Genomic DNA, 23351 nt, shown 5'->3' with positions numbered 1-23351 from the left:
CGGAAGCGATCAGGCGGCGAGGCTGCCCCAGCGGCGCAGATCGCGAAACCGTCTTCCGTCGGAAAAGCGCACGGTCACGCTCTCGCTCAGGCGTCCCGCCGCGTCGATCTTCAGTGCTTCCGGACGCTCCAGCTCGTCGGCGCGTTCCAGGGCGGCGGCGACGCTCATCGGCACCGGCTCGGCCCCTCCGAAGGCACGCCACCACAGCACCGCCTTTTCCCGGGCATGACCGGAATGCTCCAGGCAGACCTCGACGCGGCAGCCGCCACCGAGCCAGCGCAGCGAGACCTCGAGACGGTCCGGCCCGGACCCGCCGGGACCGCGCCCGAGCCGCCAGGACACGACCTCCCGCCAAACCGAGATCGCCTCGGACAGGATCGGCAGCGCATCCTCCGCGCTCGCGGCGTGGGGTGCCTCCTCTTCCTCCGTCTCCGGTTCGACCCAGCAAGCCTCGCAGGTGCTCGCATTCAGGGCGATCAGCGCCCCGCAGCCGGGGCAGGGCTTGGCCCGCGCCATCCCCGCCATGGCCGGGCCGAGGGCGACGCTGCGGGCGGTGACGGCATCGACCGGCCCGTGCATCCGCACCAGCCCGGCATAGTCGAGCACGATCGCGTCCGCCTTGCCCGGAGCGCGGCGCAGGGCGCGCCCGACCTGCTGCACGTAGAGACCCGCCGACTGGGTCGGGCGCAGCAGGGCGATCAGGTCGACCTCCGGCACATTGAAGCCGGTCGAGAGCACGCCGACCGAGGTGAGGCAGCGGATCTTGCCTGCGCGGAAGTCGCGCACGATGCGGTCGCGCTCGCGCTTGCCCATCTCGCCGGTCACGGTTTCGCAGACGACGCCCTCCGCCCGGATCGCGTCGCGCACGGCGCCCGCGTGGCTCACCCCGGCGCAGAAGGCGAGCCAGGCCCGTCGCTCCCGACCGTAGCCGATCATCTCCTCAACCGCGGCGCGGGTGATCCATTCGCGGTTGACCGCGGCTTCGAGGGCCGAAGGCACGTAGTCGCCGCCGCGCTTGGGCACACCCGATACGTCGAGGGCGAGCGCGGTCGCCTTGCAGATCAGCGGTGCGAGGTAGCCCTGGTGGATCAGGTCGCCGACGAGGGACTCGTAGACGATCCGTTCGAAGACGCGGCCCTCGCCCTCGTCGAGGCGGCCGGAATCGAGGCGATAGGGCGTGGCGGTGAAGCCCGCGACCTTGAGATCCGGGTTGCCCGCCCGCGCCGCGGCAAGGAAGCGGCCGTAGCCGGTCTCCCCCGAGCGGGGCACAAGATGGGCCTCGTCGATGACGATGAGATCGATCGCGCCGAACAGTTCGGCCCGGTCGCGCACCGACTGGATCGAGCAGAAGGCGACCTGCGCCCGGGCCTCGCGCCGCCCGAGGCCCGCGGAGAAGATGCCGGCGGGTGCTCCCGGCCAGTAGGCCAGCAACTCGCCGTGGTTCTGCACCACGAGTTCGCGGACATGGGTGAGCACGCAGATACGTGCATTCGGGGCCCGGTCCAGCCATTCGCGAATCAGGGCGGCGATGACGAGCGCTTTGCCCGCGCCTGTCGGCAGCACGACGAGACCGGGCCCGCCGCCCTGATCCCAATGCCGGTCGAGCGCGTCGAGGGCGGCGCGCTGGTACTCTCGGAGGCGCAGCATGGCGCGCCTTTAACGAAGCGCGGCCGTGGAGAACAGAGGGAGAATGCGGTGGTGACGGTTCGCGCCGAGCTGCCGAATCGCTTCGGCAGAGGCTTTTCCGTTTGAACGCCTTGGGCTTGGCCTGCTTTTCTCATCGCGAGCGTCAGCCAAGCGATCCAGGGCGCGACATATCCGGAGACGTCGCGCCCTGAATCGTCGCGGCTTCGCCTCGCAATGCCGGCGACGGCGCCGTTGGCCTCACCGCGAGGTGCGGAACACCTGCAGATCGAGATCCCGCACCTTCTTGCGCAGGGTGTTGCGGTTGACGCCCAACAGCTCCGCCGCGCGGATCTGGTTGCCGCGGGTGGCGGCCAAAGCCGCGCCGATCAGCGGGCCTTCGATCTCGCGCAGGATGCGGTGGTAAAGCCCGGGCGGGGGAAGCGTGTCGCGATATCCCGAGAAGTAGTCGGCGAGGTGCCGCTCGACCGCGCCGGACAGCGTTTCGCTGTCGGACGCTCCGTTCGCGTTCTTGCGGGCCGCGCCGCTGCCGTTGGCGGCGCTGGGCTGGGCGAGCGGCAGAGTGTCGAGTTCCGCCTCGATGACCGGGCCGGTGATGGTCTCCTGCGGGTAGAGCGCAGCCAGCCGCCGCACGAGGTTTTCCAACTCGCGCACGTTGCCGGGCCAGCGGTAGCGCTTGAGCCGCTCCATGGCGTCGGCGTCGAGGGTTTTCCGGGTCAGACCTTCGCGCTCCACCAGCACGAAGAAGTGGCGGATCAGATCCGGCACGTCCTCGGCGCGCTCGCGCAGGGCCGGCAGGCGTAGGGGCACGACGTTGAGGCGGAAGAACAGATCCTCGCGGAAAATGCCCTGCTGGATCGAGACGCGCAGATCCTTGTTGGTCGCGGCGATGATGCGGACGTTGGTCTTGATCGGCACGCGCCCGCCGACGGTGGTGTACTCGCCCTGCTGAAGCACGCGCAGCAGGCGGGTCTGCGCCTCCATCGGCATGTCGCCGATCTCGTCGAGGAAGAGCGTGCCGCCCTCCGCCTGCTCGAAGCGCCCGGCCGAGCGCGAGAGCGCCCCGGTGAAGGCGCCCTTCTCGTGGCCGAAGAGCTCGGATTCGATCAGGTCGCGCGGGATCGCCGCCATGTTGACGGGCACGAACGGGCCGGTGCGGCGGCGGCCGTAATCGTGCAGGGCGCGGGCGACCAGCTCCTTGCCGGTGCCCGACTCGCCCGTGATCATCACGGTGAGGTCGGTGGGCATCAGGCGGGCGAGCGCCCGGTAGATCTCCTGCATGGCGGGCGAGCGGCCCACCAGCGGAATGTCCTCGTTCTCGGGGCCCGCACCGGGGGCGGGGGCCCCGCGGGGCCGCGACAGGGCGCGGCCGACGATGGCGGTCAGCTCCTTCAGGTCGAAGGGCTTGGGCAGGTACTCGTATGCGCCCCGCTCCGAGGCACGGATCGCGGTCATGAACGTGTTCTGCGCGCTCATCACGATGATCGGCAGTTCCGGCCGAACCCGCTTGATGCGGGGCAGCAGGTCAAAGACGTTCTCGTCGGGCATCACCACGTCGGTGATGACGAGATCGCCCTCGCCCTGGGCGACCCAGCGCCAGAGCGTGGAGCAATTCGAGGTGGTGCGCACCTCGTACCCGGCCCTGGACAGGGCCTGGTTCAGCACGGTGCGGATGGCGGCGTCGTCGTCCGCGACGATGATGTGGCCGTTGGGCATGGCTCTCGACTCAGCGCTCCGCGACCGATTCACGCCCGTCGCGGGCGCTCGACATCGGCAGCAGGATCCGGAAGGCGGTGCGGCGGGGAACGGGATCGCATTCGACGATGCCCCCATGGTCGCCGACGATCTTGGCCACCAATGCAAGTCCGAGGCCGGACCCCTGCGCCTTGGTGGTGACGAAGGGGTCGAACAGGTCGGATAACATGTCGGGCGGAATGCCCGGCCCGTTGTCGCGCACCGCGACCTCGATGGGCAGGCTGACGCGCTCGCGCGAGCCGGGAATCTGCAGGCGCAGGCCGGTGCGGAACGCGGTGGAGAGGGTGATCTCGCCCTCGACCGTATCCGTGCCGATGGCCTCCGCCGCGTTCTTCACGAGGTTCAGGATCACCTGGATCAGCTGATCCCGGTTGCCGAGCACGGGCGGCAGGGAAGGGTCGTAGTTCTCGATGAAGCGGATGTGCCGGGCGAAACCCGACTGGGCCGAGCGCTTCACCTGATCGAGCACGCCGTGGACGTTGACGGGGCCGCGCTCGACCGGACGCTCGTCGCCGAACAGCTCCATGCGCTCGACGATGCGCACGATCCGGTCAGATTCGTCGCAGATGAGGCGAGTGAGGAGGCGATCCTCCTCGTCGCTCTCCTGCTCCAGCAGCTGCGCCGCGCCGCGGATGCCGGCGAGCGGATTCTTGATCTCGTGGGCGAGCATGGCGCCGAGCGCGATCATCGAGCGGGCGGCGCCGCGATGGGTCAGCTGCCGGTTCATCTTGTCGGCGATGGTGCGCTCCTGGAGCATCAGCACCACCGAGTCGTCCTCGTCGCGCAGGGGCGTGGCGAAGACGTCGACGCTGCGCTCCTGGCCGGAGCGGGGCTGGACCAGCTCGACCCGGTATTCCGAGACCGAGGAGCGCCGCCGCCGCACCTCGGTGACGAGGGCGATGATCGGCGAGGAGAACGGGATGATGTCGCGCAACCGCCCGCGCAGCATCAGCCGGGCGGACGCGTCGAAGAAGAGTTCGGCGGCGTGGTTGACCCGAAGGATGCGCTCGTCCGGGCCGATGGTGAGCACCGGCAGCGGCAGAGAGTTCAGCACCGCCTCGGCCGGGGGCAGGGCTTCGGGGGCGGGCTCATCGGAAAAGGGCATCAGGCCGCCTCGCCGAGGGACGCATCCGCCCTGGCCGGTTCGAGGAATGCGCGCCGCAGGAGGCACAATGCCTCCGCCGGATCGGAGGTGGTGACGAGGCGCCGTCGGTCCTCGGGCGTGAGGGCGCCCGGGCCGGCCGCGTCGGCATACGCCGCCAGATGCTTGCGGGCGTGGCGCACGCCCATCGCCGCGCCGTAGAGGGCGATCAGCCCCTGGTAATGCGTGGCCGCGACCTCTGCCCGGGCCGCGCGGGAGAGCGGCACCACGGCGCGGCCGGCAAGCCCGGCGGCGATTTCGCCGACGAGCCAGGGCCGGCCCACCGCCGCCCGTCCGACCATCACGCCCGCCGCTCCCGATTGCGTGAGGCAGGCGCGGGCCTCCTCCAGAGAGGTGACGTCGCCGTTGGCGATCACGGGGATGCCCACCGCCTCGACCACGGGCCGGATCGCCGACCAGTCGGCCCGGCCCTTGTAGAATTGCTGGCGGGTACGGCCGTGGACCGTGACGCCGTTCAGACCGAGCGCTTCGGCCCGGCGCGCGAGTTCGGGCGCGTTGAGGCTGGCGTGATCCCAGCCCAGGCGCATCTTCACCGTCACCGGGACGGTGACGGCCCCGCGCACCGCGGCGAGCAGGCGGGCGGCGTGATCGAGGTCGCGCATCAAGGCCGAGCCGGATTCGCCTCCGGTCACGGTCTTCGCCGGGCAGCCCATGTTGACGTCGATGGCGTCCGCCCCGTTCGCCACGGCGATGCGCGCGGCCTCGGCCATCGGCTCGGGGGCGCAGCCGGCGAGTTGGACGACATGCGGACTTACCGCGGCGCCCTCCGCCCGCACCCGCGATTCGGCGTCGCCCTTCGCGAGTTCGGCCGCCGCGACCATCTCGGAGACGACAGCGCTCGCCCCGAGCCCCCGTGCGAGGCGGCGCATGTGGAGATCGGTGACACCCGACAGGGGTGCCAGCAGGACGGGCGGGCCCGCCGCCTCCCGATCAGCCCCAACGCGCAGAGCGCTCAAATAATGGTCAGGTGTCATTGTGCACAATAAGTAGCCAAAACAAGCAGGGACGCAAGCGCTGCTTTCACGCAATCCCCCATGCGTTCCGAGCATTCAGCCGCGCAGGCTTGCCGCATCGGGCCGGTGATGCGGGTCGGCGGCCGCTCGCCGTTTGCCTCGCGCGCGGCAACCGCACTAAGAGCGCGAAACCCGCCATCCCTCTCCCGTGTCCGCAGTCCGAGGCCCGAGCATGTCCGATCACACCGCGCTTGAGCCGGGCAGTCGAACCGTGGCCGCCGTCGTGGTGGCGGCCGGCAAGGGCCTGCGCGTCGGCGGCGACCTGCCCAAGCAGTATCGCCGCGTCGGCGGCCGGGCGGTGCTGACGCGGACGCTCGCCGCCCTGGCGGGCTCGGCGCAGATCGCCCGCATCCAGCCCGTGATCGCGGTCGACGCGCAGGATTTTTACCGCGAATGTCTCGCCGAACTCGAACCGGCCCAGCGGGTGAAGCTGGCCGAGCCGGTCCCGGGCGGGGCGACCCGCCAGCAATCGGTGCGGGCCGGCCTCGAAGGTCTGGCGCGCATCGGGGCGCCCGATCTCGTGCTGGTCCACGACGCCGCGCGTCCCTTCGTCGACGAGGGGCTGATCGCCCGTGCCGTCGCGGCCGGCGACGCCCACGGGGCGGCGGTGCCGGGCGTGGCGGTCACCGATACGATCAAGCGGGTGGAGGCGATCGCCCCGGGGATCGGCCGCGTCCACGAGACGCCGGCCCGCGAGACCCTGCGCGCCGTGCAGACGCCGCAGAGCTTCCGCTTCGGCGCCCTGCTCGATGCTCACCGCCGGGCCGTGGACGCGGAGCAGGACGGCTTCACCGATGACGGGGCGCTGGCCGAATGGGCGGGGCTGTCGGTCGTGGTGTTCGAGGGCGATGCCCGCAACCGGAAGATCACCCAGGCCGCAGACCTGATCGAGGCGGACCGGGCTTTCTCCGGCCGGGCTTCCTCCGGCAGCGCCTCCGCGATATCTGAGGAACCCATGACGACCTACGTGACCCGCCTCGGCACCGGCTTCGACGTTCACGCCTTCACGGAGGGCGACCATGTCTGGCTCGGCGGCGTGAAGATCCCGGCCGATCGCGGCGTGCTCGCGCATTCGGATGGCGACGTGGCGCTGCACGCGCTGACCGACGCGCTGCTCGGTGCCATCGCCGACGGCGACATCGGCACCCACTTCCCGCCCTCCGACGAGAAGTGGCGCGGGGCGGCCTCCGATCAGTTCCTGGCCCATGCCTGCGAGCTGGTGCGGGCGCGCGGCGGCAAGATCGACCATCTCGACGTGACCGTGCTGGCGGAGGCGCCGCGCATCGGCCAGCACCGCGAGGCGATCCGCACCCGCATCGCCGAAGTGGCCGGCGTGCCGCTCTCCTCGGTGTCCATCAAGGCGACGACCACGGAGAAGCTCGGCTTCGTCGGCCGCGCCGAGGGACTCGCCGCCCAGGCCGCCGCCACGGTGCGGCTGCCGGAGGTCTGCGCCGAGCTCGAGACCGAGGCCGAGACCGCCGAGCGCCGCTCGTGATCGCCGACGCCGCGTTGCTCGCCCGCGCCGAGGCGCTGGTGCGAGCCTACGCGGCGTCCGGCAAGAGAATCGCAACCGCCGAATCCTGCACCGGCGGTCTCGTGGCCGGATTGCTCACCGCCGTGCCCGGCTCCTCGGCGGTGGTCGAGCGCGGCTTCGTCACCTATTCCAACGAGGCCAAGGCCGAATCCATCGGCGTGCCCATGGCCCTGATCGCGGAGCACGGCGCGGTGAGCGAGCCGGTCGCCCGCGCCATGGCGGAGGGCGCGCTCGCGGCCTCGCGGGCCGACGTGGCGGTCTCGATCACCGGGATCGCCGGGCCGGGCGGCGGCAGCGACGGGAAGCCGGTCGGGCTGGTGCATCTCGGGCTCGCCGCACGGAACACGCCGACGCGCCACGTCGAGCGGCGCTTCGGCGATCCGGGCCGGGCGGAGATCCGGCGGCTGTCGGTGGCGGAGGCGTTAGGCCTTCTCGACGAGGCGCTCGGGACTTCCCGTCATCGCGAGCCGTCAGGCGAAGCGATCCAGGAGCGCGACATCTCAAGATAACTCAGCGCGCTGGATCGCTCCGGCTCCGCCTCGCGACGACGAGAGGACGCCGACCGTCCTCGTCAGCCCAGAAGCCGGTCGAGCGTGATCGGCGTCTTGCGCACCCGGACACCCGTCGCGTGGTAGACCGCGTTGGCGATCGCGCCCGCCGTGCCGGTGATGCCGATCTCGCCCACGCCCTTGATGCCGAGCGGGTTCACGTGCGGATCGTGCTCCTCCACGAGAATCGCCTCGATGGAAGGTACGTCGGCGTTCACCGGCACGTGGTACTCGCCGAGATTGGCGTTCATGACCCGGCCCGAGCGCGGATCGACCACCGCGTTCTCGTGCAAGGCAAAGGACACGCCCCAGATCATCCCGCCGTAATATTGGCTCTGGACGAGGCGCGGATTGACGATCCGCCCCGCTGCGAAGGCGCCGACCAGGCGCGTCACGCGGATCTGCCCGAGATCGGGATCGACGCTGACCTCGGCGAAGACCGCGCCGTGGGCGTGCATGGCGTAGGCCTCGCGCGCGGCCGGATCGGCCGAGGCCTGCCTCTGCGCCGAGACGGAGGCACGGCCCGCCCGGGTCAGGATCTCGGAGAAGGATTCGCTGCGGCCCTCGTCGTCCCGGCGCACCAGCCGGCCCGCCCGTCCGTACACGCCCGCGTTGCCGGCGCCGTAGAGAGCCGAGCGCTCGTCGTTCGTGGCGAGGTCTGCGAGTTGCGCCAGCACCGCCGCCGCCGCCGTGTGAACCGCCGAGCCGGCGGTCGCCGTGTGGGCCGAGCCGCCGGCGATGCCGGCATTCGGAAGGTCGGAGGTCCCGCTCTGGAAATCGAGCCGGTCGAGGTCGATCCCGAGCCCATCGGCGGCGATCTGGGCCAGCGCGGTCCAGGCACCCTGACCCATGTCGTGGGCGCCGAGCGCCATGGTGCCGGTGCCGTCGGCGCGGATCTCGGCCCGGGCCTCGGCCTGCATCATCAGGGCCGGGAAAAGGGCTGTGCCCACGCCGTAGCCGACGAGCCGTCCGGCCGCGTCGCGCATGGAGCGGGGGGTCGGGGCGCGCTTGTCCCAACCGAACCGGGCGGCCCCCTGCGCGTAGCAATCGCGCAGGGCCTTCGAGGAGAAGGGCCGGCCCGAGATCGGCTCGGCCTCGGCGTAGTTCTTGAGGCGGAATTCGAGCGGGTCGAGGCCGCAGGCCTCCGCCATCTCGTCGATGGCGCCCTCCAGCGCCACACTGCCCGAGGCCTCGCCGGGCGCGCGCATGAAGAGCGGGGTGCCGGTATCGACCCGCACGCCCGAGTGCCCCGTCGAGAGCGCGGGCGCGGCGTAAAGGTAGCGCGAGAGGGCGCTGGCCGGCTCGTAGAACTCGTCGAAGCTGCTGGTGGCCGTGAGCGTGTGATGATCGAGAGCGGTGAGCGCGCCGGTCTCGTCGGTGCCGAGCCGCAGGGTCTGGCGGGTCTCGGCGCGGTGGCCGACGGGGCCGAACATCTGCTCCCGGCGCAGCACCAGCTTCACCGGACGGCCGACGAGCTTGGCCGCCATCACGCCGAGCACCTGAGGCCCGGACAGGAAGCCCTTCGAGCCGAAGCCGCCGCCGAGGAAGGGCGAGCGGACCAGGATGTTCTTCGGGTCGATGCCGAAAAGCCCGGCCAGACGCAGCTTCGCCATGGCGAGCCCCTGGCTCGGCGTATCGACGATAAGGCGTTCGCCCTCCCAGCGCGCGACGACGGCGTGGGGCTCCAGCGCGTTGTGGTACTGCGCCGCCGTCTCGTAGACCGCCTCGACCCGGCGCTCGGCTCCGGCCAGCCCGGCCTCGATATCGCCGTGGGAGGCACCGGTCTTGTCGCCCGCGCCGACCGTGGGCGGCTCGTGCGGCTCGGTCACGTCGAGCCCGATCCGGGGCGGCTCCACCTCGTAGCGGGGCGCAAGCAGTTCGGCCCCCTCGGTGGCCGCTTCCAGGGTCTCGGCAATCACCACCGCGATGGGCTGGTGCGCGTAGCGGACCCGATCGCTCTGGAGCAGGTCGAGCCGGAACATGAAGGGGTTGTCCTTCGCGTCCGGGTCCTGGGCGAGCCGCGGCGCATTGGCGCCCGTCATCACCTCGACCACGCCGGGATGGGCCTTGGCCGCAGCCACGTCGAGGCTCGCCACCCGGCCGCGGGCGATGCGGCTGACCGCGATCACCGCGTGGAGAAGCCCCTCGAGCTTATTGTCGGCGGCGTAGGTCGCTGCCCCCGTCACCTTCAGGAGGCCGTCGCGGCGCGTCAGCGGCTGGCCGATGCTCGACCCGTGCCGGGCCTGCTCGTAAGCGATATCAGGCATGAAGCGCATCTCCCGATGCAAAGGCGGAGGCCGGAAACGCCGGCATGCGCGCGGGCGTACCGGCGGCGGCGAGGCTGAGGGTCCGCACGATCAGGCGGCGGGCCAGTTCGATCTTGAAGGCGTTGTCGCCCGACGGTCGCGCCGCGGCCAGGGCCGCGTCGGCCGCCTCGCGAAACCTCGCCTCGGTGGGCTCGGCGCCCGACAAGACGGCTTCGGCTTCCCGCGCCCGCCAGGGCTTCAGCGCGACGCCGCCGAGCGCGAGGCGGGCCTCGGCGATTTGCCCGCCGTCGAGCCGCAGGGCGGCCGACGCCGAGACCACGGCGAAGGCGTAGGAGGTGCGGTCGCGGACCTTGAGATACCGGGAATGGCGGGCGAAGGCGGCGGCCTCCGCGGGCAGGTTCAGGGCGACGACGAGGTCGCTCGGCTCCAGTACCGTTTCGCGCTCGGGCGCCTGCCCGGGCAGGCGGTGGAAGGCCTCGAGCGGCACCGTCCGGGCACCGGCCTTGCCCTCGATCTCGACGGCGGCATCGAGCGCGACCAGCGGCACACAGAAATCCGAGGGATGGGTGGCGATGCAGTGCTCGCTCCAGCCGAGCACGGCGTGAAGTCGCGTCTCGCCGCCCCGCGCCTCGCAGCCGGCACCGGGATCGCGCTTGTTGCAGGCGCTGGCCGGGTCGTAGAAGTACGGGCAGCGGGTGCGCTGCATCAGGTTGCCGGCCACCGTCGCGGCGTTGCGCAACTGCGCCGAGGCGCCCGACAGGAGCGCTTCGGCCACCGAAGGATGGGCCTCGGCGAAGCCGGCGTCGTAGGCGAGGTCGCTGTTGCGTACGAGCGCGCCGACGCGGAATCCGCCGCCGGGCCGGTGCTCGATCCGGTCGAGTCCCGAGAGACGCGTCACGTCCACGAGGCGGGTGGGCCGGCTGACCCCGCCCTTCATCAGGTCGAGAAGGTTGGTGCCGGCCGCGAGATAGGCCGAGCCCGGCTCGGCGGCCGCGGCCACGGCCTCTGCGACGCTGCCGGGACGCAGGTAGTCGAAGCGGTTCACGCGGCCTCTCCCTGTTCGGACGCGGCAAGGCGCGCCTGCGCGTCGAGGACCGCCTGGGTGATGCCGATATAGGCACCGCAGCGGCAGAGATTGCCGCTCATGCCCTCGCGCACCCGCTCGGGATCGTCGCCCGCATGGCCCTCACGGATCAGCCCAACGGCGCTCATGATCTGGCCGGGGGTGCAAAAGCCGCACTGGAAGCCGTCATGCTCGATGAAGGCGGCCTGGACCGGGTGCAGCGCGTCGCCCCGTGCCAGCCCCTCGATGGTCAACACCTCGGCCCCGTCGAGGCTGATCGCGAGCGAGAGGCAGGCATTCACCCGCCGCCCGTTCACCAGCACCGTGCAGGCGCCGCACTGGCCCCGGTCGCAGCCCTTCTTGGAGCCGGTGAGGCCGAGGCGCTCGCGCAAGAGGTCGAGGAGGGTGACGCGCGGATCGTCGAGGTCGATGGCGCGGGTCTCACCATTGACGGTGAGCGTCAGGCTCAAGCTCATGAACTCGCTTCCTGTCTGGAAGCGTTTCAATTAGCCCGGCCGTTTGACTCGGCCAGTGCGACCGGATGAGCGAATGATGGGCAGTCCGGGCCCCGCGCCGGCAGCGCGCCCCTTCGCGACGGGTCGAAGCTTTCGCGCCGGTTCGCGGGTCATCGCAAGCCGATGCGCCGGCGGATCGCTTCGACTTTGAATCGCCATGGCGATCCGACAGATTTCATCGGAGGCGGCGTCACTTCGGCTTCGCGACTTCCTTCCTCTTCAGGAAAGCCTCCATCTGCGCGATCTCGGTGTCCTGCGCCCTGATGATGTCTTCGGCGAGCTTCCGGATCTCAGGGTCCTTCGAATGGTCGAGAGCGACCCTCGCCATGGCGACGGCGCCGCGATGGTGGGGGATCATCCCGCGCACGAAGTCGAGATCGACGTCGTTGGAATAGCGGATGTCCATCTCGCGGTGCATGCGCGCATCGGCATCGCGGAACGCCTTCGTCGCGGGCGTGTCGCCGGGCGCGACGGTGCTGCGGCCGTGCCCGTGATGGTCGTGGCGATGCGCGTCCTGGGCGAGCGCCGGGACGGCGAGCAGGCAGGCGAGAAGGGCAGCGCGAAGGGGTGCGCGAAGGGGTGCGCGAAGGGTCGTCGTCATGGGCGGCATCCCTGGTCCGGAGCGATCAATCGAAACGGGCATTGGCGGTGGTGCCGTCGGCGGCGGTGATCCGCACGGCGCCGGAGGGCTGCTCGCCGAGGGCCGCCTCTGCCCGGCCGACGAGCCGACCGCCCTCGGGGGCGAGGGGCACCCGTGCGGCCTTGGACCCGGACTTGAGGATCGCCACGGCCTTGAAACCGTCGACCGGCAGCGGCTTGCCGTTCGTGTCGCTGAGATAGACCGCGACGGCCTCGCCCTTCGTCACGAGTTCGGCGTGCCAGGCGCCGGCCCCCTCGATCCGGCCACCATTGGGGCCGTGTGCGTGGTCGTGGCCGGCGTGCTGGGCGAAGGCCGGGCTTGCGAGCAGGGTCAGAGCTAGGAACAGGCCGCTTCGTGTCGCGCGGATCATCGATCGTCTCCGTTAGGGGGTTCAAAAAGCCTCGTGCACGGGCGCGTGCAGGCCGTCGGGGGTCGCGGGCGCGTGCAGCCGGGCGAAGGCGCGGCCGCCGAACATCAGCACGAGGACCGGGGTCAGCACCGCGTCGAGCAGGGTCGCGCTCATCAGGCCGCCGAAGATCGTCACCGCGACCGGGTGCAGGATCTCCTTGCCCGGCGCCGTGCCGTCGACGAGGAGCGGCACCAGGGCGATGCCGGCCGAAAGCGCGGTCATCAGAACCGGGGTCATCCGCTCCAGGCTCGCCCGGATCACCAGGGCCGGCCCGAGGGGCAACCCCTCGTCGAGGCTCAGATTCAGCATGTGGCTGATCTTGAGGATGCCATTGCGGGCGACGATGCCGGTGAGCGTCACGAAACCGATCATCGAGGCGACCGAGAGCGGCAGGCCCGCGATCCAGAGCGCGGCGACGCTGCCGATCAGCGCGAGCGGCACGTTGCCCATCACGATGAGCGCCAGCGGCACCGAGCGGTAGCGCCCGTGCAACAGGGCGAAGACGAGGGTGAGCGAGACGAGGCTGAGCAGCCCGATCGTGCGCGCCGCCTCGCCCTGTGCCTCGTAGGTGCCCTCGAGCCGCGCGCTGACGCCTTCGGGTAGACGCGTCCCGTCGATGACGCGGCGGATGCCGGCAACGATCGTGCCCATGTCGGTGCGGTCATCGGAATTCGCCTGCACGACGATGCGCCGACGGCCGTTCTCGCGCAGGATCTGGTTCGGCCCGTCGGTCTCGCGGATGTCGGCGATCTCGCGGGCCGGGAACCAGCCCGAGGGTGTCTCGATCAGCAGGTCGCCGAGCGCCTGCGGGCTGCGCCGGGCCTCCGGCAGGCGCAGGGTCACGTCGAAGCGGCGCGGCCCGTCGGCGATGGTCGAGAGGGTGCGCCCATTGGCGAGCCGCGCGATCGTCTCGACCACGCTGGCCGGCGAGACGCCGTAGAGCGCGGCGCGACCGTAATCGACCCGGATGTCGAGCTGCGGGATGCGCACCTGCCGCTCGACCTGAAGGTCGGCGACGCCGGGGACCTCGGCCGCGATTTCTTCGCGAAGGCCTTCCGCCGCATTTCGGAGGGCGTCGAGGTCGTCGCCGACGAGCTTCAGGGCGATCTCGGCGCGCACGCCCGAGAGCATGTGGTCGAGCCGGTGCGAGATCGGCTGGCCGACATTCACCGTCAGCGGCAGGACCGCCAGCCGCTCGCGGATCTCGGCGATCACCGCCTCGCGGGGACGGCCCGGCCTCAGCCGCACTTCGAGATCGGATGAGTGGACGCCCTCGGCATGCTCGTCGAGCTCCGCCCGGCCCGTGCGCCGGCCGACGGTGACGACTTCCGGCAGGTCGAGAAGAAGCCGCTCGGCGATGGCGCCGACGCGGCTGCTCTCGGCGAGCGAGATGCCGGGCCGGAACGTCGCGTTGATCGTCAGCGAGCCCTCGTTGAAGGACGGCAGGAAGGCGCGTGGCAATTGCGCGGCCGCCAGACCCGCGCCGACGACGCCGAGGACGACGGCGGTGACAAGCACCCGCGGATGGGCCAGCGCGTGCTTCAGGACCACCGCGTTGCCGGCCTTGAGCCGACGCACCAGGGCGGGCTCGTGCTCGGCCAGCGACTTCATGCCCGGCAGGAGGTAGGAGGCGAGTACGGGCGTGAGCGTCACCGAGACGAGCAGGCTCGCCAGGATCGCCACGATGTAGGCCTGACCCAGCGGCGCGAAGAGCCGTCCCTCGATGCCGGAGAGGGCGAAGAGCGGCACGAAGACGAGCACGATGATCGCCGTCGCGTAGACGATGCCCGACCGCACCTCGGCGGAGGCCGACACCACGACATCGAACACGCTTCGCGGCGAGCCCTCGGCCCGGTTCTCGCGCAATCTCCGAAAGATGTTCTCGACGTCGACCACGGCATCATCGACCAACTCGCCGATCGCGATGGCGAGTCCACCCAAGGTCATCGTGTTGATCGAGAAGCCGAGCAGCCAGAACACGACCGCGGTGGCGAGGATCGAGACGGGAATCGCGGTCAACGAGATCAGGGTGGTGCGCACGTTCATCAGGAAGGCGAACAGCACCAGCGCCACGACGGCGATCGCCTCCAGCAGAACCCGCTCCAAGTTGGTGAGCGAGGCCTCGATGAAGTCGGCCTGACGGAACAGGATCTTCTGGGCATCGATGCCCGCGGGCAGACTCGGCGCGATCTCCTTGAGCGCGGCCTCGACGGATTGCGTGAGACGCACGGTGTCGATGCCGGGCTGCTTCTCGACCGAGAGGATCACCGCCGGCTCACCCCGGTAGCCGCCGTCGCCGCGCTTGGGCCGAGGGGCGAAATCGACCTCCGCGATCTGGCGCAGGTAGACCCGGCCCTCGATCGCCGGATTCCCGGTGCCGGGCAGGTCGGCCGCCGCGGTGGCGCCCTGGGGGCCCGCCGGGATCACGAGGTTGCGCAGATCCTCCAGGTTCAGGGTCCGGCCGATATTGCGGATCAAGATCTCGCGGGCATTGGCGTCGCTGAACCCTCCGCCGGCATTGGTGCCGAAGCCGGAAAGCGCGTTGGTCAGCGCCTCGGTGCTGACGCCGAGCGCGCGCATCGCGGCCGGGTTCGGGCTGACCCGGAACTGCCGCACCTCGCCGCCGATGGGGATCACCTGGGCGACGCCGGGAATGGAGAGCAGGCGCGGCCGGAGGGTGAAGTCGGCGGTCTCGCGCAGCTGCATCGGGCTCGACGCCTCGCCCGTCACCGCGACGAGGAGGATGCCGCCCATGATCGAGGCGACCGGCCCCATCTGCGGAGTGACGCCCGCCGGCAGTTCCGAGCGGACCAGGGCGAGGCGCTCGGCCACGAACTGGCGGTCGCGGTAGAGGTCGGTCTCCCAGGCGAACTCGACGGTGACGATGGACAGGCCGGCACTCGACACGGAGCGCACGCGGGTCACGCCCGGCAGGCCGTTCATCCGCGTCTCGATCGGGTAGGTGACGAGTTGCTCGACCTCCGGCGGGGCGTAACCCTCGGCCTCCGTCATCACCGTGACGGTGGGGCGGTTGAGATCGGGGAGCACGTCGACGGGCAGCCGGGTGAGGGCGAGCCCACCCGCGAGGACGAGGGCGAGGCAGAGGGCCAAGACCAGCACCCGGTTGAGAAGGGCGCCGCGGACGAGGAGTGCGAACATGAGCCGGCTCCCTCAGCGCACCTGATCGAGCAGTTCGGCGCCCTGCACCACCACGCGCCGGCCCGGCGAAAGGCCGCCCGCTACGATGACGCGATCCGCATCCAGGGGCTCGACCCGCACCAAGCGCGGCTCGAAGCGCTCGGCCGAGACGTGCTCGTAGACGATCGCACCGCCCTCGGAGCGCACGACGCCGGAGCGAGGCACGGCGAGTCCCGCGGCCGCCTCGCCGGTCGGCGCCAGCACGCTGACGAACTGGCCGAGCCGCACGCCCTCGTTGCCGCCCGTGACCGCGAACTGCACCGGCACCGCTTGGTTGCGGTCGGCCAGCCCCGCGCCGCGATAGGCGAGCGCCAGGCTGCGCCCGTCGGGCAGCCGGGCCGTGGCGGCGGCGCCGGGCTCCAGGCTCGCGAAGCTCAGCGCCTCGACGTAGAGCCTGTCGGGATCGACGATGCGGAACACCATCGTGCCGGGAGTCGCCATCTGGCCGGCAACCGCCGCGCGCTCGGCGACCACGCCGTCCACGGGGGCGATCAGCTCCTCCGGTGCCCGGCGGATCGTGTCCAGGGCGGCGCGCCGGTCCTTGAGGCCGGTGAGTTCGGCCCGCGCGTCGTCGAGCGCCGTCTGCGCGACCGCGCCGGTCGCGGCCAACCGCTCGTAGCGGCCGACCCTGCGCACCAGGATGGCGATCTGCTGGTCGAGATCTCCTTGGGTCTGGCGCATGTCGGATTGATCGACCGCCTGGACCGGCGGCGTCACCGTAGCGAGCACGTCCCCGCGCCGCACGCGGGTGCCGAGATTCGGGAAGCCGCCCGGCGGCGAGGCGAGTCGTCCGCCGACGGAGGATTGCACGACGCCGCTGGCGTTCGGATCGGCGATGACGCGGCCGGGCAGTTCGACGGTGCGGCGATGCTCGGCGAGGCCGGTCACGCCGGTGCGCAGGGCCAGCAGGCGCTGGGTCGATTTCGGCACGAACACCGCCCCGTCGGGCAAGCGTCGGGCGCGCTCGGCGCCAGGGAGGGCTGCGGGCGTCAGCGCTGCGCCCTGCACCGGCTCGGCCGCCGGACCGTGTCCCTCGTGGGCCAGAGCGGCGCCCCCCAGGAGCAGGGTCAGGGTGACGGCGAGGACGGCAAGGGCCGGCACGGCCCGCCGGGCGCGCAGGAGCATGATGACGGCTAGACCCAGCAGGAACCCACCGGCGGCAGCACCCACCGGCCCCTGATGGGTGAGGTGACGGCGCATGTTGGCGAGCCATGCGGGCGTCTCGGCCGAAGAGGGAGACGCAACGCCAGCGGCGGTCGCTTCCGGCAGGTGCAGGTCGAGGGCGAGCACGTCCGTTTCGCCCTCCGCGGTCACGGTGGCGAGCAGGTCGTGCCGGCGGCTCCGGGCGAGCCAGGGCGCCGCGAGGTCGTAGATGCCGTCACCCGCCGCCACCGCCTCGACCGGGCCGTCGGGCGTCTCGACCGAGAGCGAGGCGCCGTTCACCGGGGCGTTCGTGGCGAAGCGATCGAGGTAGAGCCGGACCGTCCTGCTCCCCGCCACGGCGACGAGTTCGAAGGCGAAGGAGGCAGCCTCCGCCCGCGGCGCGGCCTGCGAGGGCGGGGCTGTCGGGGCGCCACCGTAATCGTGGCCTTCATGGGCGAGGGATGGGCCGGCGCCCAACGCCGCGGCGGCGAGCGCGAGCCGGACGGCCAGCGCCCGGAGCGCCGCCGAGAATGACTTGGACATGGGAAGACGACCTTCGCCCGCAGAGCATCGAGATCGCCCGGCGCAAACGGAGCACCGGGCGGGTTCACGCGTCAGGCGAAGGGTTTGGGGGGCTCGGTCTGCGCCTCGGGCACGATGCCGGAGAAGAGCGGCCCGTCGCGGGCCGGAGCGCGGTTGCCGTGGGCCGGCGGCCGCAGGCCGGGAGTGGCCGCCGGAGGGAGCCCCGTCGCGCAGCAGGAGGAGGGGGCGTGACCGCAGGCACCGCCGGAGGCACAGGCCGGGCAGGCGCAAGCGAGACGGGATGCGTCGATCACCGCCGAAATGGCATAGTCGGAAAGATCGGCGGATACACGCCGTCCAAGGGATGCCGCGAGATCCGGCGTCGGCTGAGCGGCGACGTCCGTCACGGCGGCCATCCGCCCGTCATGAGCGTGACCCTCATGCGCCTGCGCGCCGGACGACATCAGCGTCGCGGCGATCATCACGATCACCGTCGCGAGCCAAAGCGCGAGGGAGCGGGCGGGCTTCATGGTGGAGGACGCATAGCACGCCGCGCCCGCGACAAACAGAGGTCGTGCGGAGGTCGAGAATGGGTGCCCCGTCCCCCAACACCTCTCTCATCCGATGAGTGCCGTTTATGGCCGCGACTTGGGACGAAGTGCAACGCTCACGAGGCCGTGTTCTGCCGGCGGCGATTCGGCTTCCCGGTGGCGCGTGAGAGGCGAGTTCCCACTCTGCTTCACGACTGGACCGTGCGACCTTGCCCTGCATTTAACCTTGTACGCTTGGCTGCACGGGTTGGACTTGAGTGTTTCCCGCTCAATACCCACAACGCATACGTAGTTTTTACGTTTCACGCCTTGCATCTTTGTGCAACGCGTATGATCTTGCGCCGCGGGGGCCCTCGGAACGGACAAGCGGAATGACAGAAGAAAATCAAAGATCGTTCAACGATTTCGTAGAGTTGGCGAGCGACATCGTATCGTCCTACGTGTCGAACAATTCAGTGCCCGCTTCCGAATTGCCGGCTCTGATCGTGAACGTCCACGCCGCCTTGACCGGTTTGAGCGGTCCCACCGCAGCGGCCATGCCCGTCGAGGAAGCGGTCGAGAAGCCGTCCAGCGCCCAGATCCGCAAGTCCGTCACGCCGGACGCGATCATCAGCTTCATCGACGGCAAGCCCTATAAGACCCTGAAGCGCCATCTCGGGACGCACGGGCTCGACCCCTATTCGTACCGTCAGCGCTACAGCCTGCCGAACGACTATCCGATGGTTGCCCCGAACTACGCCGCGCAGCGCTCGGCGCTGGCCAAGTCGATCGGCCTCGGCCGTCCCGGCGGTCGTGCGGAAGAGGCAGCGCCCGAGCCGGAGCCGGCCCCGAAGTCCCGCTCCCGCCAGAAGGTCGCCTGAACGGCCCGTCGCGCGGGACGGCCGGACCGGCCGTTCGCGTCGATGTGTGCGCAACCTTTGCCTTCGGCGGGCGTCAACCGCATGATCGAATGACGAGCGGTGTTTCTGCGCCCGCCCCCGCGGCGCGCCGCCCGAAGGACATGCGATGGCGCGTCTGGCCACCCTTCTCCTGGACATCGCCGGCACGACCTGCGCGCTGCCGCGGGGTGAGATCCGCGAGATCCTCCCGCTGCCGCGCCTGCACGCGCCGCCGGCCGCGGGCGGCCCGCTCGCCGGCTTTCTCAACCTCGCCGGCGAGCCGGTCCCCGTCGTCGATCTGGCCGCCCTGTTCGCGCTGCGGCAGGCGGGGAGCGAAGATCCCTACCGTCACCTCATCCTCGCCCGCGAGGGCAGCGTCGCGCTCCTCGTGGACCGTGCCCTCGACCTCGTGCAGGTCGAGGAGGGCTCCCTGCGGCCGGTCGAAGCCGCGCGCAGCCTCAACGGCTGCGTCGTCGGCGAGTTCGCTCAGGGCGAACGCCTCGTGCATCTCCTCTCGCTGGATCGCATCCTGACTCTCGAGGAGCGGGTGCGGCTCGAAGCGCTGACGCGGCAAGCCAAGAGCCGGCTGGCCCGGTTCGGGCAGGACGAGGCGCGGGCCGTCTAGGGCCTCTCCCCGTGACCAGCCCCGCCGAGCGGAGCCGGCGCCCGAAAGGAGCCCTGGCCGATCCGGACTTTCCGGCCCTGAAGCAGCGGGTGATCGCGCGCACCGGCCACAATTACTACGAGGACAAGGACGACCTGCTCTACGACCGCCTGCGCAAGCGCATGCGGGCTCGCGCAGTCGCCGACTGCACCGCCTATCTCAGCCTTCTGAACGGAGCCGCGGGCCGGGAGGAATGGGCCGCGCTCGAAGCCGAGATCACCATCGGCGAAACCTTCTTCTTCCGCTACGCCGAGCAGTTCGCGGCCCTGCGCCGGACGATCCTGTCGGACCTGATCGCCGCGCGGCGCTCCACCCGCACCCTGCGGATCTGGAGTGCGGGCTGCTCGACCGGGGCCGAGCCCTATTCCATCGCCATCCTCGTGCGCGACCTTCTGGGCGAGGCGCTCGGCGACTGGACCGTGACGATCCTCGGCACCGACATCAGCGCCGCGGCGCTGGCGACCGCACGTGCCGCGGAATACGGCCCCTGGGCGCTGCGCACCCTCGACACGGAGGAGCGCGCCCGCTGGTTCCGCCGCACCCCCGCCCGGCCGGGCCTGCCGCAGGGAGGCTACGCGTTGCGGCAGGTCTTCCGCCCCATGGTTCGCTTCGAGCGGCAGAACCTTATGAGCCTGATCGACGGATCGGAGCCGATGCCGGGCGGCTTCGACCTGATCCTGTGCCGCAACGTGCTGATCTATTTCAGCGCCGAGCACGTGAACCGCATCGTGCGGGCTCTCTCGGAGCGCCTGACCCCGGAAGGATGGCTGCTGCTCGGCCATGCCGAGCCCAATCCCGCCTTCGCGCAGTGGTTGAGCCCGGTCGCCCTGCCGGGCACGGTCGCCTACCGGCCAACGGGCGGCGCGGTGCCGGCAGCGCCGACCATCCCTGTTCCCGTACCCGTGTTCCTGCCCGCGGCACCGCCCCCCCTCTCGCCGACGCCGGCCGAGACGATCTTTCCGCCCCCGGCAGCACCGGCGCCGCTAGCACCCGCCACCGACCTGCCCCTGTCGCCGGGCGATCTGCTCGCCGAGATCCGCGTGCTCGCCGATGCGGGGGAAACCGCCCGGGCCTGGCGCCGGCTGCAGGATGAGATCGGCGGCTACGCCACCGATCCGGCTTTGCGCTACTACGAGGGGCTGCTCGCCCTCGATCTCGGACGGGAGCGGGAGGCGGAGCGAGCGCTGCGGGGGGCGCTGTTCCTCGATCGCGGCTTCGTCATGGCCCATTTCCAGCTCGGCCTGCTGCTTGCCCGCGGCGGACGCCGTGCGGAGGCCGCCCGCGCTCTCGACAACGCGCTGCGCCTCGCGCAAGGACTGGCCCCCGAGACGGTTCTGCCGGAGGGCGACGGGGTGAGCGCGGCACGCTTGGTGGATGCGGCACGCCGCACGCTCGCCGGCCTCTAGCGGGAGTGACGCATGAAGATCGGCCTCACCGCCGCCGCCGACCCGCAGGCGCGCACGGCCGCTCTGCTCGACGCCCGCGCGGCGGCGCTGGCGGCCCGTTCCGCCGAGCAGGAGCAGGCGAAGGCCACGGCCGACTACCTCGTCTGCGCCTGCGGGGCGGAGCGCTACGGCGTGCCGCTGACCGCGGTCGCGGGCGTCGGCCCCGAACCGGCCTGCACCGAACTCCCGGGCGCGCCGCCGGCCCTGCGCGGCATCACGGCGTTGTCGGGGGCCATCGTCAGCGTACTCGATCTCGCCGCCTGCCTCGGTTTCGACGGGACGTCGGAGCGCGGGGAAGCCCGAGGGCATCTGCTGCGCCTGCGTGCCCAGGAACCGCCGGCGGCGCTGGTGGTCGACCGGGTCCTCGGCATCGCGCGGATCGATGCCGCGATCGGCCAACGCTCGACCGATCCGGAAAGCCTGGGACGCGGCCTGCTTCTGGGCTATGCACCGCCCGGCTCGGACCGGACCGGCGAAATCGTCGAGGGTTTCTCCCTCATCGATCTGCCGGCCCTGCTCGCCCGCACGCTCGCCTGAGCAACGGGTTTCGCCCGCTCATCCCGCCCCTGCCGGAGCCCTGCCGCCCGTGTCGCTCTCGATCGGAAAACGCATCCTCCTCGGCTTCATCGCGGCGAGCCTGATCGTGGCGGCGCTCGGGGCCTACGCCCTGCGCCAGATCGGCAGCGTGCGCGACATGACCGACCTGATCGTCTCTCGCGACATCGGCGTGCTGCGCCAGCTCGACGATCTCGGCAACATCGCCCGCAACATGGGCCTCGTGCGCCGCAACGCGGTGATCGCGGTGCTGATCCAGCCGCAGGCGGGCCAACCGGCCACGGCGCCCGCCCGTCCGCAGGGGCGGCAGGAGGACTTCCTGGGGAGCTGGCGGCAGAACGTCAGCGAGATCGAGCGGCTGCTCAACCTGATCGGTGCGGAGGTGAGGGAGTACAAGGCGGGCGCCCTGTCCGCCGAGCGCCTGACCGCCTGGACGCGGCTGGGTGCCGTCGTCGAGGAGGTGAACGAGGCCCTGCGCCAGGTCCGCACTTCGAGCGAGGCGCAGCTCCTGGCTGTCGATGCCCGCGACGTGGCCGCGGTCGAGGCCAAGAACGACGAGGTCAACCGTCTGCACGAAGGGCTCCTGCGCAGCATCTCCAACGCCCGCACGGCCCTCGACGGCGTGATCACGGCGGGCCAGCGCAGCGTGGGCGACATCTACGACAACAGCCGCCTCTCCGTGGCGATCACGGTCGGCGCCTCGATCCTCCTCTCGATTCTGGTGACGCTGCTCATCAGCCGGGCGGTGGTGCGCCCGCTGGAGGACGTGATGAACTTCGTCGCGCAGATCGGCGCGGGCGATCTGACCGGACGTCTGGAGCGCACGGGCGACGACGAGATCGGACGCCTCGGCGCCACCCTCAACAGGATGGTGGCGGGGCTCGCCGACCTCGCCCGCACCAACCGCGCCGCCACTGCCGACCTGAACGCCGCCGCCGCCGAAATCCGCGCCTCCGCCCAGGAACAGGCGGCGAGCGTCGAGGAGCAGTTCGCCGCCGTGCAGGAGACCGCGGCGACGGTGGACGAGATCACGCATTCGGGCGCGCAAATCTCGAAGCGGGCCACCGAGGTGATCGCCACCGCCCAGGCCGCAGCGCAGACGGCCCGCTCGGGCCTGCGCGCTGCCACCGACACCGCCAAGGCCATGGAGGCGATCCGCGAGCAGGGCGAGGCGGTGGCCGGCAACATCGTCGCGCTGAGCGAGAAGACGCAGGCGATCGGCGAGATCATCGTCACCGTTAACGACATCTCCGAGCGCACCCACCTGCTCGCGCTCAACGCCGCCATCGAGGCGGCGGCGGCCGGCGAGAGCGGGCGCAGCTTCGCCATCGTCGCCGCCGAGATGAAGCTCCTGGCCGATCAGGCCAAGTCCGCGACCACGCAGGTGCGCGGCATCCTCGGCGAGATCCAGCGGGGCATCAACTCGTCGGTGATGCTGACGGAGGAGGCGGTGAAGCGGGCCAGCGCGGGCAAGACCCGCACCGATTCGACCGTTCGCACCATCGAGGAGATGGCTGCACGGGTGGAGGAAGGGGTGCAGACCTTCCAGCAGATCGTGGCCTCCACCAACCAGCAACAACTCGGCATCGAGCAGGTGATGGGTGCCCTGCAGAACATCCGCCAAGCGAGCCAGCAGACCGCCGCCGGCACCCGCGAGGTGGAGACGGCTTCCGCCAACCTCACCGAACTGGCCCAGGGGCTGATGGCGCTCGCCGAGCGCTACCGGCTCTGACACGAGAAGGAGCGGCGAGCGCAGTGGGAACGGTGTGCGTGGGACAGTCGCGCCCGAACCGCCTGTCGGGCCCGCGCCCGGTCCGGCGCCGCCGCGCGCGGACCTGACGGGCG

General features: G+C 71.3%; 19 protein-coding genes. 7 read left to right on the top strand and 12 right to left on the bottom strand.

From position 1 onward, the window contains the following. Positions 1-9: 9 nt before the first annotated feature. The 4 genes from BY998_RS02390 to dusB all read right to left on the bottom strand — a co-directional run bounded on the left by BY998_RS02390 (position 10) and on the right by dusB (position 5535). Positions 10-1647: a DEAD/DEAH box helicase gene (locus tag BY998_RS02390; protein WP_110350006.1), complete on the bottom strand. Its 1638-nt coding sequence runs from the start codon at positions 1645-1647 to the stop codon at positions 10-12. A 237-nt stretch (positions 1648-1884) separates the two neighbouring features. After that, the gene (gene ntrC / locus BY998_RS02385; RefSeq protein ID WP_110350005.1) at positions 1885-3360 is read right to left on the bottom strand and encodes a nitrogen regulation protein NR(I); all 1476 of its coding nucleotides are present in this window, start codon (positions 3358-3360) and stop codon (positions 1885-1887) included. Between the two features lie 10 nt (positions 3361-3370). After that, a complete protein-coding gene (locus BY998_RS02380; protein WP_110350004.1) occupies positions 3371-4504 on the bottom strand; it encodes an ATP-binding protein in 1134 nt (377 codons plus the stop codon). Then, positions 4504-5535: a tRNA dihydrouridine synthase DusB gene (gene dusB, locus BY998_RS02375; RefSeq protein ID WP_110350003.1), complete on the bottom strand. Its 1032-nt coding sequence runs from the start codon at positions 5533-5535 to the stop codon at positions 4504-4506. Before dusB ends, BY998_RS02380 begins: the two co-directional genes overlap by 1 nt. Before the next feature lie 211 nt (positions 5536-5746). Between dusB and BY998_RS02370 the strand changes: the two genes are divergently transcribed. Both BY998_RS02370 and BY998_RS02365 read left to right on the top strand, forming a co-directional pair. After that, positions 5747-7069, top strand: coding sequence for a bifunctional 2-C-methyl-D-erythritol 4-phosphate cytidylyltransferase/2-C-methyl-D-erythritol 2,4-cyclodiphosphate synthase (locus BY998_RS02370; RefSeq protein ID WP_110350002.1), 1323 nt, complete (start codon positions 5747-5749; stop codon positions 7067-7069). Beyond that, positions 7066-7617 carry a CinA family protein gene (locus tag BY998_RS02365; protein ID WP_110350001.1) on the top strand — a complete coding sequence of 184 codons (552 nt, stop codon included), beginning with the start codon at positions 7066-7068 and terminating at the stop codon, positions 7615-7617. The genes BY998_RS02370 and BY998_RS02365 overlap by 4 nt, the downstream gene beginning before the upstream one ends. 62 nt (positions 7618-7679) lie before the next feature. Here the strand turns inward: BY998_RS02365 and BY998_RS02360 are convergent, their stop codons facing one another. The 8 genes from BY998_RS02360 to BY998_RS02325 form a co-directional block, all read right to left on the bottom strand. Further along, positions 7680-9923 carry a xanthine dehydrogenase family protein molybdopterin-binding subunit gene (locus tag BY998_RS02360; RefSeq protein ID WP_110350000.1) on the bottom strand — a complete coding sequence of 748 codons (2244 nt, stop codon included), beginning with the start codon at positions 9921-9923 and terminating at the stop codon, positions 7680-7682. Beyond that, entirely contained in the window at positions 9916-10968 is a 1053-nt protein-coding gene (locus BY998_RS02355; protein ID WP_110349999.1) for a xanthine dehydrogenase family protein subunit M, read from the bottom strand. Before BY998_RS02355 ends, BY998_RS02360 begins: the two co-directional genes overlap by 8 nt. Next, the gene (locus BY998_RS02350; RefSeq protein WP_110349998.1) at positions 10965-11462 is read right to left on the bottom strand and encodes a (2Fe-2S)-binding protein; all 498 of its coding nucleotides are present in this window, start codon (positions 11460-11462) and stop codon (positions 10965-10967) included. The genes BY998_RS02355 and BY998_RS02350 overlap by 4 nt, the downstream gene beginning before the upstream one ends. Before the next feature lie 229 nt (positions 11463-11691). After that, the gene (locus BY998_RS02345; RefSeq protein ID WP_110349997.1) at positions 11692-12102 is read right to left on the bottom strand and encodes a DUF305 domain-containing protein; all 411 of its coding nucleotides are present in this window, start codon (positions 12100-12102) and stop codon (positions 11692-11694) included. 25 nt (positions 12103-12127) lie between these two features. After that, the gene (locus BY998_RS02340) at positions 12128-12511 is read right to left on the bottom strand and encodes a hypothetical protein (RefSeq protein ID WP_110349996.1); all 384 of its coding nucleotides are present in this window, start codon (positions 12509-12511) and stop codon (positions 12128-12130) included. Positions 12512-12532: 21 nt separating this feature from the next. Beyond that, on the bottom strand, positions 12533-15709 hold the full coding sequence (locus BY998_RS02335) for an efflux RND transporter permease subunit (protein ID WP_110349995.1): 3177 nt from the start codon (positions 15707-15709) through the stop codon (positions 12533-12535). 12 nt (positions 15710-15721) lie between these two features. Further along, positions 15722-17434: an efflux RND transporter periplasmic adaptor subunit gene (locus BY998_RS02330; RefSeq protein ID WP_110349994.1), complete on the bottom strand. Its 1713-nt coding sequence runs from the start codon at positions 17432-17434 to the stop codon at positions 15722-15724. A 71-nt stretch (positions 17435-17505) separates the two neighbouring features. Further along, positions 17506-17943: a hypothetical protein gene (locus BY998_RS02325; protein WP_110349993.1), complete on the bottom strand. Its 438-nt coding sequence runs from the start codon at positions 17941-17943 to the stop codon at positions 17506-17508. A 392-nt stretch (positions 17944-18335) separates the two neighbouring features. Between BY998_RS02325 and BY998_RS02320 the strand changes: the two genes are divergently transcribed. The 5 genes from BY998_RS02320 (at position 18336) to BY998_RS02300 (ending at position 23238) form a co-directional block, all read left to right on the top strand. Continuing rightward, a complete protein-coding gene (locus tag BY998_RS02320) occupies positions 18336-18824 on the top strand; it encodes a MucR family transcriptional regulator (protein ID WP_110349992.1) in 489 nt (162 codons plus the stop codon). Between the two features lie 145 nt (positions 18825-18969). Beyond that, the gene (locus tag BY998_RS02315; RefSeq protein WP_110349991.1) at positions 18970-19467 is read left to right on the top strand and encodes a chemotaxis protein CheW; all 498 of its coding nucleotides are present in this window, start codon (positions 18970-18972) and stop codon (positions 19465-19467) included. Between the two features lie 11 nt (positions 19468-19478). Next, positions 19479-20912, top strand: coding sequence for a CheR family methyltransferase (locus tag BY998_RS02310; RefSeq protein ID WP_110349990.1), 1434 nt, complete (start codon positions 19479-19481; stop codon positions 20910-20912). 12 nt (positions 20913-20924) lie between these two features. Further along, positions 20925-21488 (top strand): chemotaxis protein CheW, encoded by a 564-nt coding sequence (locus BY998_RS02305; protein ID WP_110349989.1) that lies wholly within the window; start codon positions 20925-20927, stop codon positions 21486-21488. Positions 21489-21537: 49 nt separating this feature from the next. Beyond that, entirely contained in the window at positions 21538-23238 is a 1701-nt protein-coding gene (locus tag BY998_RS02300; protein ID WP_245421448.1) for a methyl-accepting chemotaxis protein, read from the top strand. Positions 23239-23351 lie beyond the last annotated feature (113 nt).

Origin of the sequence: Methylobacterium sp. B4, assembly GCF_003201865.1 — a bacterium.
Classification (GTDB): domain Bacteria; phylum Pseudomonadota; class Alphaproteobacteria; order Rhizobiales; family Beijerinckiaceae; genus Methylobacterium.
This window is presented reverse-complemented; position numbering and strand designations above follow the sequence as displayed.